Annotated in this window: 11 protein-coding genes; 7 read left to right on the forward strand and 4 right to left on the reverse strand. The window is 72.9% G+C overall.

Features of this window, described 5'->3' with window-relative positions; all coding sequences use genetic code 11:
- Positions 1-141: 141 nt before the first annotated feature.
- From ACIQ5Y_RS22445 to ACIQ5Y_RS22460, 4 genes are all read right to left on the reverse strand, one after another.
- Positions 142-1581 carry an amino acid permease gene (locus tag ACIQ5Y_RS22445; protein WP_403883107.1) on the reverse strand — a complete coding sequence of 480 codons (1440 nt, stop codon included), beginning with the start codon at positions 1579-1581 and terminating at the stop codon, positions 142-144.
- A gap of 225 nt (positions 1582-1806) precedes the next feature.
- Positions 1807-3354, reverse strand: coding sequence for an APC family permease (locus ACIQ5Y_RS22450; RefSeq protein WP_403883110.1), 1548 nt, complete (start codon positions 3352-3354; stop codon positions 1807-1809).
- A gap of 31 nt (positions 3355-3385) precedes the next feature.
- Positions 3386-4333, reverse strand: a complete 948-nt coding sequence (locus ACIQ5Y_RS22455; RefSeq protein WP_403883112.1) for a hypothetical protein — start codon at positions 4331-4333, stop codon at positions 3386-3388.
- A gap of 840 nt (positions 4334-5173) precedes the next feature.
- Positions 5174-6829, reverse strand: a complete 1656-nt coding sequence (locus ACIQ5Y_RS22460) for an FAD-binding dehydrogenase (RefSeq protein WP_403883115.1) — start codon at positions 6827-6829, stop codon at positions 5174-5176.
- A gap of 82 nt (positions 6830-6911) precedes the next feature.
- Between ACIQ5Y_RS22460 and ACIQ5Y_RS22465 the strand changes: the two genes are divergently transcribed.
- From ACIQ5Y_RS22465 to ACIQ5Y_RS22495, 7 genes are all read left to right on the forward strand, one after another.
- Positions 6912-7442, forward strand: coding sequence for an NUDIX hydrolase (locus ACIQ5Y_RS22465; protein WP_403883118.1), 531 nt, complete (start codon positions 6912-6914; stop codon positions 7440-7442).
- Positions 7443-7527: 85 nt separating this feature from the next.
- A complete protein-coding gene (locus ACIQ5Y_RS22470) occupies positions 7528-7923 on the forward strand; it encodes a YidH family protein (protein WP_403883121.1) in 396 nt (131 codons plus the stop codon).
- Between the two features lie 4 nt (positions 7924-7927).
- Positions 7928-8245 (forward strand): DUF202 domain-containing protein, encoded by a 318-nt coding sequence (locus tag ACIQ5Y_RS22475; protein WP_403883124.1) that lies wholly within the window; start codon positions 7928-7930, stop codon positions 8243-8245.
- Between the two features lie 92 nt (positions 8246-8337).
- Positions 8338-8634, forward strand: coding sequence for a hypothetical protein (locus ACIQ5Y_RS22480; protein ID WP_403883127.1), 297 nt, complete (start codon positions 8338-8340; stop codon positions 8632-8634).
- Positions 8635-8711: 77 nt separating this feature from the next.
- A complete protein-coding gene (locus ACIQ5Y_RS22485) occupies positions 8712-9623 on the forward strand; it encodes an MBL fold metallo-hydrolase (RefSeq protein WP_403883130.1) in 912 nt (303 codons plus the stop codon).
- A 181-nt stretch (positions 9624-9804) separates the two neighbouring features.
- Positions 9805-10848: a phosphotransferase family protein gene (locus tag ACIQ5Y_RS22490; RefSeq protein ID WP_403883133.1), complete on the forward strand. Its 1044-nt coding sequence runs from the start codon at positions 9805-9807 to the stop codon at positions 10846-10848.
- A 13-nt stretch (positions 10849-10861) separates the two neighbouring features.
- Complete coding sequence (locus ACIQ5Y_RS22495) at positions 10862-12082, forward strand: acyl-CoA dehydrogenase family protein (protein WP_403883136.1); 1221 nt, start codon at positions 10862-10864, stop codon at positions 12080-12082.
- Positions 12083-12362 lie beyond the last annotated feature (280 nt).

A 12362-nucleotide genomic window follows, 5' to 3' on the forward strand; every position in this document is an offset into this window, starting at 1 on the left:
TTCTTGGGGGGCGGGGTTTTTTCGCGGGGGGGGGGGCGGGGGGGGCCCGCCCGCCGCGGGGGGGGGGGGGGGGGGGGGGGGGGGCCCCCCCCGCGGGGGGGGGGGGGGGGGGGGGGGGGGCCCCTCGTACGCAGGGCCGGATCAGCCTCGGGAGGCGGCGATCTCCGCGACCCGGCGGCGGACCAGGTACCAGCCGCCGACCAGGGCGGCCGCGATGGCGGGGATGAAGAGGACGGTGGTGCGGCCCACTCCGCCGTCGCACCACATCAGGACCAGGACCGTGACGAGGAAGACCAGCGTGACGAGCTGGGTGTAGGGGGCCCAGGGCAGCCGGTAGGCGGGGCGTTCGACGCGGCCCTGCTTCGCCCGGCGCCAGAAGTGGAGCGAGCAGAGCATGACCATGGCCCAGGTGCCGAGGATGCCGAGCGAGGCGAAGTTGAGGACGATCTCGAAGGCGTCCTTGGGCATGTACTTGTTCAGGGCGACGCCGGCCAGGCCGAAGGCGGCGGTGAACAGGACGCCGCCGTACGGGACCTTGCCCTTGTTCATGCGGGCGGTGAAGCGGGGCGCGGAGCCGGACATGGCCATGGAGCGCAGGATGCGGCCGGTGGAGTAGAGGCCGGAGTTCAGGCTGGAGAGGGCCGCGGTCAGGACGACCAGGTTCATGATGCCGGCGGCGCCGGGGACGCCGAGCTTGTCGAAGACCGTGACGAAGGGGCTCTGGTCGGAGCTGTACTCGGTGTAGGGGAGCAGCAGTGCGAGCAGGACCACGGAGCCGACGTAGAAGAGGCCCACGCGCCACATGATCGAGTTGATTGCCTTCGGCATGATCTTCTCGGGGTTCTCGGTCTCACCGGCGGCGACTCCGCACAGCTCGACGGAGGCGTAGGCGAAGACGACGCCCTGGATGACCAGGAGCATGGGGAGCATCCCGGCGGGGAAGATGCCGCCGTTGTCGGTGATGGAGGCGAGGCCGGGGGTGTGGCCGCCGATGTCGTGGCTGGTGGCGACGAGCCAGATGCCGACGATCAGGAAGATCACCAGGGCGGCGACCTTGACCAGGGAGAACCAGAACTCCATCTCGCCGAAGTACTTCACCGAGATCAGGTTCGCGGTGAGGACGACGGCGAGGGCGATGAGGGCGAGGACCCACTGGGGGACGTCGGTGAACATCGACCAGAAGTGGGCGTAGGTCGCGGCGGCGGTGATGTCGGCGACGGTGGTGGTCGACCAGTTCAGGAAGTACAGCCAGCCGGCGGTGTAGGCGCCCTTCTCCCCCATGAACTCGCGGGCGTAGGAGACGAAGGCTCCGGAGGAGGGGCGGTACAGGACGAGCTCGCCGAGGGCCCGGACGACGAAGAAGGCGAAGACGCCGCAGACCGCGTAGGCGATCGCCAGGGAGGGGCCGGCTCCGGCGAGGCGGCCGCCGGCGCCGAGGAACAGGCCGGTGCCTATCGCTCCGCCGATCGCGATCATGTTGATGTGGCGGGACTTGAGGTCCTTGCTGTAGCCCTCGTCGCCCGCGTCGGTGTGGCGTGCGGACGGGTCGGCGGGGGCCTCGGCCAGGGTGCGGTCGGTCATGTACGACTTCGCCTTCGTGGGGTGGACAGGCAGACCGGGCCGCCGCGCGGGGGAGCTGGGTGGTCTCCCCCGTACGGCGGTCCGGGTGTTTTGATCGCCTCAGGAGACCATGCGGGTCCACCGCCCGCCAAAATCGCACCCGTACGCATCGAAGCCCCCGACGACCTTGGAAAGGGGTGTCGGGGGCTTCGTCAGCGCTCGAAACCGAGGTTTCGGGGTGCGGGCTCAGCTGCCGGTGGTGGCCTCCGCCGCGGCCTGGTCGAGGCGGAAGGCCTCGTTGCCCAGGCCGATGCGGGCGTGTGCCTGGGGGCGGCTGCGGCGCAGTACCAGTCCGTAAGCCAGTCCGGCCACGGCGGCGGCGCCGATGATGCCGGGCAGGATCCGGCTGAGGGCGGAGCCTTCCTCGGCGCCGACCAGGACACCGAAGTCCTTGACGGTCCAGACGGCGATGGCGAGCAGGGCGAGACCGGCGGCGCCGGCCGCGACGAGCCGCCAGACCTGGGCGCCGGCGGTGCCGCGGCGGACGAAGAAGGCGATGACGGCGAAGGAGGCGGTGGCCATGAGGAGGGTGATGCCGAGGGCGCCGACGCTGCCCATCCAGGTGAACAGGTGCAGGACGGGCGCGGTGGGGTCGCCGGCCGGCATGTCGTCGGTGGCGGCGAAGGCGATGACGACGAGGACGGAGACGGCGGTCTGCAGGAGGGAGCCGGTGCCGGGGGCGCCGGTGCCGGCGTTGGTCTTGCCGAAGGCGGCCGGGAGGAGGCCCTCGCGGCCCATGGCGAAGGCGTAGCGGGCGACCACGTTGTGGAAGCTGAGCATGGCCGCGAACATGCCGGTCACGAAGAGCACGTGCAGGACGTCGGTGAAGGCCGTGCCGAGGCGGTCCCCGGTGAGCTGGAAGAGCAGGCCGGGACCGGCCTCGGCGGAGGTCTTGACGACCTCGGAGGGGCCGGTGGCGACGGTGAGGGCCCAGGCGCTGAGGGCGAAGAAGAGGGCCACGAAGCCGACGGCGAGGAACATCACGCGGGAGACGACGATGTGCGGCCTGCTGGTCTCCTCGGCGTAGACCGGGGACTGCTCGAAGCCGACGAAGGCGGCGATGCAGAAGCAGAGTGCGGTGCCGAGGCCGGCTCCGCCGAGTGTCGCGGGGTCGAAGGCGTGGAGCGAGAGGCCGTCGGGGCCGGGCTTGGCGAGGGCGGAGACGTCGAAGACCACCACGAGGGCGCACTCGATGAGGAGCAGGACACCGAGGACCTTGGCATTGAGGTCGATCTTGAGCCAGCCGAGGGCGCCGGTGATGGCGACCGCGGCCAGGGCGGGTATCCACCAGGCGAGTTCGGTCTTCAGGTAGGTGGCGAAGAGGTTGGACACCTCGAAGCCGAGGATGCCGTAGACGCCGACCTGCATGGCGCTGTAGGCGACGAGGGCGACGAAGGAGGCGCCGGCGCCCGCGGTGGGGCCGAGGCCGCGGGCGATGTAGGCGTAGAAGGCGCCGGCGTTGTGGACGTGCCGGCTCATCTCGGCGTAGCCGATGCCGAAGAGGGCGAGGACGATCCCGAGGATGACGAAGAGGAGGGGCTGGCCGACGATGCCCATGACCCCGAATGTTGTGGGCATGACACCGGCGACGACCATCAGGGGCGCGCTGGCGGCGAGCACGGAGAGCAGCAGACCGGCGGTGCCGAGGCGGTCGGCCCGCAGGGCGCGGTCCGTCCCCTTGTACGTTCTTATGTCGGCCGGGTCCTGGAGCGTGGTGGAGCTGCCCGTCGGCATGGCAGGTTCCTTTCGGGGGTGGTCGGGGGTGTCAGGCGGTGCCGAGGGCGGCGCCGCGCGCGGCGAGGAAGGCCTTGTGCGGGTCCCGGTCCGGATACGACCAGGGGGCGGGGGTCGCGTGCCTCCCGATGCGGTGGAAGAGCGCGGCGGCCTCGGCGGGGCGGCCCTCGCAGAGCTTGGCGTGGGCCAGGTAGTTGAGGTCGACCCGGTTGCGGGGGTGGTCGTCGCGTTCCCATTCCAGCCACCAGTCGAAGGCGGCGCGCAGCACCTGGCGGGCGCGCCGGCCGGACCAGTGCTGGCCGTCGCTGCCGAAGGTGTGGCCGTGCGCGGCGGCGAGCACCCGGTAGCGCTCGGCGTGCGCGATGACGGGGAGCACGGCGAGCGGGGAGTCGGCGGGGGCCTCCTCGGCGGCCCAGGCCGCGAAGTCGTAGACCTCGTGGAGCGGGTCGTGGCCGGCGCCGGGGGTGCGTTCGGCGAGCTTGGCGACCATCAGGTGGTGGGCGTGGTGGTGTTCGCGGTGGCGCGCGCGGACCTGGTCGAAGTGGCGGCTGAACTCCTCCTCGGTACCGAAGGCGCGGGAGAGGAGGAGCAGGCCGAGCCAGGGCGTGGGGTCCGCGGGCAGCAGGGCGGCGGCGCGGCGGCAGGCCTCCTCGGCGGCGGCCGGGGTGTCCTTGCGGCGCAGCGCGCGGAAGACGGCGGCGCAGGCGAGGAGGGTGGCCGCGTCGGCGCTGCCGGGTTCGGCGAGGAGCCATTCGCGGGCCCAGGCGGTGGCCGCGGGGGTCTCGGCGAGGACGACGACGCGGTGGCCCCGGCGGTCCCAGTCGTCCCCGGTGGCCACGAGGAGGGAACGCGCCTTCGCCCACCGGCCCTGGGTGAACTGCGTGCGCACGTCGACGAGTTCGGCGTCACACAGGGCCGGGTCGAAGAGCTGGGCGTCCCGCTTGCGGGCGCGGCCGAGGGGCGGCGGAGGCGGGGACATCCGCGGTTTTCCCTCCAGGACGCGGGTGGTCGGGGGATCACGCCGGTGAGCGAACCCGTGATCACGCACAGCAAAGCGGTAGGCCCGGCTCCGAGTCAAGGTCCAGTCCACCGGGTGGCGTGTTTCAACTGCTTTGTGTGCGGTGGCAGTTGGGGCGGTTGTGCCGGTTCGGGGAAGTCCGTGCCGTGCGGGCCGGGGGTCCCGGGGGTGCTGCTGCCGTCTTCCGCCGGTGTCCTACGGGTCGTACGGCGCGGGTGGTGGTTGGCGGTGCGGGTATGCGTCGGTGGCCGAATGCCGTAGGTCGCGCGAGCGCCTGGCTTCCGCCTCGCCGCGGGGCGCCCTCCGGGCCCGGGCCGCGGCGCGGGGCGTCGGCGCCACCGGGCCGCCCCGCACCGTCCGCACTCCCGCGCCGGCGGGGTCGGGTGTGCGGTGGGGCGCCCCCGCAAGGCGTCGAACGCACCCCGCTTCCCCGCTTCCCCTCTTCACCCCCTCGAACCGTTCGACGCCCGAGGAGGTGCCCCGGCGCGCCCGACCCCGGCGCCCCTTCGCGTGCGGGCCGCCCCCGGGGTACCGCTGCGCGGAGCGGTCCCCTACCCGCCCTTCCACCGTTCCCCGGGGCTCCGCCCCGGACCGCGGTCCTCAAACGCCGGACGGGCTGAAAAGACCCGGGGGCTCCGCCCCGGAGCCCCGGGCCTCAAACGCCGGACGGGCTGAAAGACCCGAGGGCTCCGCCCCCGGACCCCCGCGCCTCAAACGCCGGCGAGGCTGGATATGCCCGGGCCTCGGACGCCCGCGAGGCTGAAGGGTCCCGGGGACCGGAGGGCTGAGGGTGGGTCGGGGTCAGGCAGTGGCGGTGGCGGCTGCGCGGCCCGCCGTGCGGCCCGAGAAGAGGCAGCCGCCGAGGAAGGTGCCCTCCAGGGCCCGGTAGCCGTGCACGCCGCCCCCGCCGAAGCCGGCCGCCTCGCCCGCCGCGTAGACACCCGGGAGCGGGTCGCCGGCGGGCGTCAGGACGCGCGAGGACAGGTCGGTCTGGAGGCCGCCCAGCGACTTGCGGGTCAGGATCGAGAGCCGTACCGCGATCAGCGGCCCGGCCTTGGGGTCCAGGATCCGGTGCGGCGCGGCCGTACGGATCAGCTTGTCGCCGAGGTACTTGCGGGCCCCGTGGATCGACATCACCTGGAGGTCCTTGGTGAAGGGGTTGGCGATCTCCCGGTCGCGCGCCACGATCTGGTCGCGGACCACGGCCTCGTCGAGGAGGTCCTCCTTGGTCACCGCGTTCATGCCGCGCACCAGCGCGGACAGGTCCCGCTCCACGACGAAGTCCGCGCCGTTGTCCATGAAGGCCTTCACCGGGCCCGGTACGGCCTGCCGGGCGCGGTCGATGACGTCACGGACCGACTTGCCCGTGAGGTCGGGGTTCTGTTCGGAGCCGGAGAGCCCGAACTCCTTGCCGATGATGCGCTGGTTGAGGACGAACCAGGTGTGGTCGTGCCCGGTCTTCATGATGTGGTCGAGGGTGCCGAGGGTGTCGAAGCCCGGGAAGAGCGGTACGGGCAGCCGCTTGCCCGTCGCGTCCAACCAGAGGGAGGACGGGCCGGGCAGGATGCGGATGCCGTGCCTGGCCCAGATCGGGTTCCAGTTCTCGATGCCCTCGGTGTAGTGCCACATCCGGTCCTTGTTCACGTGGGCGGCGCCCGCCGCCTCCGCGATGCCGAGCATCAGGCCGTCCACGTGCGCCGGGACGCCGGAGAGCATCCGCGCCGGCGGGGTGCCGAGCCGGTCGGGCCACTGCGCGCGCACGAGGTCGTGGTTGCCGCCGATGCCACCGCTGGTCACGATCACGGCCTGGGCCCGGAGGGAGAACTCCCCCGTGGTCTCGCGGCTGCTGGCGGTGCCCCGTACGGCGGTCGAGGGCTCCAGGATCTCGCCCGTCACGGTGTCCACCGCGCCGGCCGTCCGGGACAGGCCGGTGACCCGGTGGCGGAACTTCAGCCGCACCAGCCCCCGCGCCACCCCGGCCCGGACCCTCCGCTCGAAGGGCTCGACGAGGCCGGGGCCGGTGCCCCAGGTGATGTGGAAGCGGGGGACGGAGTTCCCGTGGCCGTTGGCGTCGTAGCCGCCGCGCTCCGCCCAGCCGACGACGGGGAAGAAGCGGACTCCCTGCGCGTGCAGCCAGGGCCGCTTCTCGCCGGCCGCGAAGTCCACGTACGCCTCGGCCCAGCGGCGGGCCCAGACGTCCTCCTCGCGGTCGAAGCCGGCGGTGCCCATCCAGTCCTGGAGGGCGAGCTCGCGGTTGTCCTTGATCCGCATCCGGCGCTGTTCGGGCGAGTCCACGAAGAACAGCCCGCCGAAGGACCAGTGGGCCTGGCCTCCCATGGACTGCTCCGGCTCCTGGTCGAGCAGGATGACCTTGCGGCCCGCGTCGACGAGCTCCGCGGTCGCCGCGAGGCCCGCGAGCCCGGCTCCGATCACGATCACGTCTGCGTCGTACGTCATGCGTGTACCCGTCCCGTCCTGACGTCGGTGGTGGGGCAGATCCTTGGCTACGGAGCGGTAACCAGTCAACAGCGGTGGTTGGATGACCCCTGTGAGCGCAGCTGATGAGGTACTGGACGTGGTGGACCGGGACGACCGGGTCGTCGGGCAGGCCCCGCGGGGCGAGGTGTACGCGGAGGGGATGATCCACCGCTGCGTGTTCGTGCTGGCCAGGGACGCGGAGGGCCGGATCTTCGTGCACCGGCGGACCGCGTCGAAGCTGGTCTTCCCCTCGCACTACGACATGTTCGTGGGCGGGGTGCTGGGCGCCGGCGAGGGCTACGCGCGGGCCGCGCTGCGCGAGGCCGAGGAGGAGCTCGGCGTGAGCGGACTGCCGCAGCCGGAGCCGCTGTTCAAGTTCCTGTACGAGGGCCCGGGCGGGGCCTGGTGGTCGTACGTGCACGAGGTGCGGTGCGAGATTGCCGTGCGGCCGCAGGAGTCCGAGGTCGCGTGGCACGCCTTCCTGACGGAGGAGGAGCTCGCACGGCGGGTCGCGGGCGGCGACTGGCCGTGGGTGCCGGACGGGCTGGAGGCGTACCGCAGGCTGGAGGAGTACCGGGGGCGGAAGGCGTAGCGGGCGGAAGGCCTGGCGGGCGGGCGGTGGCCGTGGCGCCCTGCCGGTTCCGGGGACGCGGCGGCGCACCCCGTAGATTGGACGGGTGATCGACTTCGTCAAGGACGTGCGCCTGTGGTTCGCACCCTCGAAGCTTAGGGACGAGGGCGAGACCCCCGACTACCGCTTCTCGCTGGCCAACGAACGGACCTTCCTGGCCTGGATCCGCACCGCCCTGGCCCTGGTCGGCGGCGGTTTCGCGGTCGACCAGTTCCTGCCGGACCTGCGGTGGGGGGTCCGGGTCGGGATGGCGTTCGCGCTCCTCGCGGTGGGCGCGGCGTGCGCCCTGCGGGCGGTGAACCACTGGGTGCGGTGCGAGCGGGCGATGCGACGGGGCGACGACCTGCCGCTGTCCCGGTTCCCGGTGGTGCTGAGCTTGGGCGTGGGGCTGGTGGCGCTGGCGATGGTGGTGGTCGTGCTGCTGGGCTGGACGAAGCGGTGAGTGCGTGACCAGGTACGGCGAGGGTCACGATGCGGGCCTCCAGCCGGAGCGGACCCGGCTCGCGTGGCGGCGTACGACGCTGGCCTCCTCGGTCGTGGCGCTCCTCGCCCTGCGCCAGGCGCTGCGCGGGACCGGGGCGCCGGTGGAGCTGGCCGGGGTGTCGGTGATCGCGCTCGTCTGGCTGCTGTTCCTGTGGGTGGCGCACCGGCGCATCCGGGCGCTGGCGACGGACCGTCCGCAGACCCTCGCGCCGCGGGCGGCGGTGGCGGCGGTCGCGTGCACGGTGGCGCTCGCCCTGTTCGCGATGACCGTGATCATCTGACCCTTCCGTCGGATGATCGGGCTTCCCGACACCAACACGACACAAGGGGCGTTACGGGATGATGCAGGACGATCCCCACTAGCCTCGGCGCCATGACGACCCTGCACCAGGAACACGCCACACACGAGCACGCGCACGGCGCCGACTGCGGTCACCGGGCGGTCCGGCACGGCGACCACGTCGACTACGCGCACGACGGCCACCTGCACCGGGAGCACTCCGGGCACTGGGACGAGTGCGAGACCACGGGCCACACCGCCCACGACGGCCACGACCACGCGCACGGCGCGGACTGCGGGCACGAGACGGTGCAGCACGGGGACCACGTCGACTACCTGCACGACGGCCACCGGCACGCCGCGCACGACGGGCACTACGACGACCACTGACCCACCCGCCCTCCCCGGGCGCGGCGGCTGCCGGCAGGATTCGAGGCGCCCGTCAACGCGACCCGGGGAGACCGCAGATGACCGCCGACGCTCCGTACCTCGTCCAGCCCGCACCGGGGGTGCACGCCTACGTGCAGCCGGACGGCGGTTGGTGCCTCAACAACGCCGGCTTCGTGAGCGACGGCGGACGCACCCTCCTCGTCGACACCGCCGCCACCGAGCGGCGCGCCCTGGCGCTGCGCGAGGCCGTCGTGTCGGCCGGGGTGCCGCTCCCCCGCACGGTGGTGAACACCCACCACCACGGCGACCACACCTACGGCAACAGCCTGTTCGCGCCCGAAGCGCTGATACTCGGGCACGAGAACGCGCGGGCCGAGCAGCTCGCAGCCGGGCACCAGTTGGAGATGATCTGGCCCGCGACGGACTTCGGCGCGATAGAGATCACCGCGCCCGACCTGACGTACAGCGACCGGACGACCCTGCACCTCGGCGAGACGGAGGTGCGGGTCCTCCACCCCGGGGTCGCCCACACCACCGGGGACTCGATCGTGTGGCTGCCCCGGCAGCGGGTGGTGTTCACCGGGGACCTGGTCTTCGCCGAGGGCACCCCGTTCCTGGCGATGGGCTCCCTCTCCGGTTCGCTGCGGGCGCTGGAGCTGCTGCGCTCCCTGGACGCGGAGACGGTGGTGCCGGGGCACGGCCCGCTGACCGACCCGTCCGCCTACGAGTCCACCGAGCGCTATCTGCGGTACGTGGCCGATCTCGCCCGGGAGGGCCGGGACAAGGGGATGACCCCGCTGGAGACCGCCCGACAGGCCGACCTCGGCGAGTTCGCCGCCTGGCGCGAGAGCGAGCGGCTGGTGGCGAACCTGCACCGGGCGTACTCGGAACTGGCCGGGGAGCCGGAGGGTGTCCCGCTGGACATCCTGGCGGTACTGCGGGACATGACGGTGATGAACGGCGGGACGCCGATCCTCTGCCACGCCTGAACCGCGGGGCGCGGGGCGCGGGGCCTCGGGCCGGGCCCGAGGCCGGGAGCCCCGCGGTTCTTTCGACAACGGGGGCGCCTCGGCCCCGGGTCGTTTCGGCCCGCGCTCTGGACGACATACCGACTGGTCGGCATGATGACCCACGGACACCCGTCGCCGACTCCGCACGGAGGTGCGCAGCATGACGTCAGCATCGGCCTCAGCGTCAGCCGATCCGAGAGGCCTGGATCTGGAGCGGCTGCGCGGTCATCTCGACCTGGCGCGGCCGGGTCTCGTGGCCGGGGCACTGCGCGGCCGGCTGATCGAGGGCGGCCGCTCGAACCTCACGTACGAGGTCACCGACGGGAGCTCCCGCTGGGTGGTGCGCCGGCCTCCGCTCGGCCATGTGCTGGCCACCGCGCACGACATGCGGCGCGAGCACCGGGTCATCGCGGCGCTGCACGGCACGGCGGTTCCGGTGCCCGAGCCGCTGCTGCTGTGCGAGGACGAGTCCGTGCTGGGGGCGCCGTTCTACGTGATGGAGTACGTGGAGGGGGTGCCGTACCGGACGGCCGGGCAGCTCGCCGCGATCGGGCCGGAGCGCACCCGTCGCGCGGTGCTGGGCCTGGTCGACACCCTGGTCGAGCTGCACGCCGTGGACCCGGAGGCGGTGGGCCTGGGCGACTTCGGCCGGCCCGAGGGCTTCCTCGACCGGCAGCTGCGCCGCTGGGGCAAGCAGCTCGCGGCCTCGCGGGGGCGGGAGCTCGCCGGGATCGACGAGCTGCACGGCTCGCTGGGCCGGGCGCTGCCCGACTCCCCCGCGCCGACCGTGGTGCACGGGGACTTCCGGCTGGACAACGTACTGATCGGCGGTCCGGACGACACGATCCGGGCGGTGCTGGACTGGGAGATGTCCACGCTCGGGGATCCGCTGACCGATCTCGGGCTGCTGGTGATGTACAGCTCGGACCTGGGCCTGACCGAGTCGCCCGTCAGTACGACGAGCGGTGCGCCGGGGCATCCGACGCCCGCCGAGCTGATCGAGCGGTACTCCGCCCGCTCCGGCCGGGACACCGGCGCCATCGCCTGGTACACGGCGTTCGCCTGGTTCAAGCTCGCGGTGATCCTCGAAGGCATCCACTACCGCTACACGCTCGGGCAGACCGTCGGGGCGGGCTTCGACCGGATCGGCGAGCTGGTGCCGGTCTTCATCGAGCACGGACTGACCACCCTCCAGGAAGGCTGAGGAGCCGATCAGCATGGATTTCGCATTCGACGACCGGACCGAGGAACTCCGCGGGCGGCTGCTCGCGTTCATGGAGGAGTACGTCTACCCGGCGGAGCCCGTCGCCGCCGAGCAGCGCGCGCGGCTGGCCTCGCCCTGGGACACCCCGGCCGTGTTCGGTGAACTGAAGGCCGAGGCGCGCCGTCAGGGCCTGTGGAACCTCTTCCTCCCGGATTCGGAGTACGGCGCCGGGCTGACCAACCTCCAGTACGCCCCGCTCGCCGAGATCACCGGCCGCAGCCCGCACCTGGCGCCGATGGCGACCAACTGCGCGGCTCCGGACACCGGGAACATGGAGCTGCTCGCGCAGTTCGGGAACGAGGAGCAGAAGAAGCAGTGGCTGGAGCCGCTGCTGGCCGGGGAGATCCGGTCCGCGTTCGCGATGACCGAGCCCGAGGTGGCCTCCTCGGACGCGACGAACATCGAGACCCGGATCGAGCGGTCGGCGAGCGGCGAGGAGTACGTGGTCACCGGGCGGAAGTGGTTCATCTCCGGGGCGATGAACCCGGATTGCCGGATCTTCATCGTGATGGGCAAGACCGATCCGGAGGGCGCCGATCCGCGCCGCCAGCAGTCGATGATCCTGGTCCCGCGCGACACCCCGGGCGTGGAGGTGCGGCGCGCGATGACGGTGTACGGGTACGAGGACCACGACCACGGCGGTCACGCGGAGGTGGTCTTCGACGGGGCGCGCGTGCCGGCGGCGAACCTGATCGGCGAGGAGGGCGGCGGCTTCGCCATCGCCCAGGCGCGGCTCGGCCCGGGCCGCATCCACCACTGCATGCGGCTGATCGGCATGGCGGAGCGGGCCATCGAGCTGATGTGCCGGCGGGCGGTGGAGCGTACGGCCTTCGGCAAGCCGCTGGCCGCGCAGGGCGTCGTCCAGAACTGGATCGCGGACGCCCGGGTGACGGTGGAGCAGCTGCGGCTGCTGGTGCTGAAGACGGCCTGGCTGATGGACACGGTCGGGAACCGGGGTGCGCACACCGAGATCCAGGCCATCAAGATCGCGACCCCGCGGGCTGTGGTGCGGATCCTGGACGACGCGGTGCAGCTGCACGGCGCGGGCGGGGTGAGCCAGGACTTCCCGCTGGCCGAACTGTGGGCGGCGGCGCGGACGCTGCGGCTGGCCGACGGCCCGGACGAGGTGCACCAGCGGTCGCTGGCGCGGCGGGAGCTGAAGCGCGTTCTGTAGCCTCCCGGCGGGACGGGTGCCGCGGCGCGCCGCGCGGGGTCCGCGGGCTGCGCCCCGGGCGTTCCGACGCCGAGCGCCGTCCGGGGCCGAGCCTTTCAGCCTCGCCGGCGGGGGTGCGGCTGTTCAGCCCGTCCGGCGTCCGAGTCCCGGCGCTTTCAGCCTCGCCGGCGTTTGAGGCGCGGGGTCCGCACCCTCCAGCCTCGCCGGCGTTTGAGGCGCGGGGTCCGCACCCTCCAGCCTCGCCGGCGTTTGAGGCGCGGGGTCCGGGGCGGAGCCCCGG

The organism is Streptomyces sp. NPDC096339, from assembly GCF_044762985.1.
In the GTDB taxonomy this organism is placed as follows: domain Bacteria; phylum Actinomycetota; class Actinomycetes; order Streptomycetales; family Streptomycetaceae; genus Streptomyces.